We start from the raw sequence: 502 nt of genomic DNA, 5'->3' as shown, positions 1-502 counted from the left end.
GAGAAAAAGGAAGATTACCATTTAAAAGAGACCCTTTCAGATCCTTTGATCATGGGCGGAAATACTTTGATCGTGGTGGGAAGAAGGGAAGCCTGGTGATGCGGGTCGGATATTATATCCGAAATTACGTGGTCAGAGGGGTAGATGGCAGACCGGCCGTTTCAGGAGGGGTCAAAGTCATCTCCCAGCATGTAAAAATGCTCAACGAGGCGGGAATCGAAACCCTCCTCATCACCAGGAATATCCAGGGGGATTTCCCCCTCAGGGAGTTGAACTTGTTCGACCGCCCCCTTGTGTTGGGGGGGGAGGATGAGCTGCCCGAGTGCGACCTCTATGTAGGGTCGATGGTTAGAGACGTCGAGATGCTCTATCGAAGGGGGAAGGGAAAGGTCGTCCACCTCTGCCAGGGATATGAACCCATCGACTTGGCCTCTAGGATCGAAGAAGGAGTCCTCACGGAAAGATATTTGAGAAAAGGCCTGCTCTCGGTCTGGAGATACTT

Annotated in this window: 1 protein-coding gene; it reads left to right on the top strand. The window is 52.0% G+C overall.

Going from position 1 to position 502, the window contains the following annotated elements; all coding sequences use genetic code 11:
- Positions 1-95: 95 nt before the first annotated feature.
- Positions 96-502: hypothetical protein (locus N3G78_14935; GenBank protein MCX8119211.1), on the top strand; the 407-nt coding region annotated here is incomplete at its 3' end.

The sequence above is a fragment of the Thermodesulfobacteriota bacterium genome, assembly GCA_026415035.1.
GTDB lineage: Bacteria > Desulfobacterota > BSN033 > BSN033 > UBA1163 > RBG-16-49-23.
This window is presented reverse-complemented; position numbering and strand designations above follow the sequence as displayed.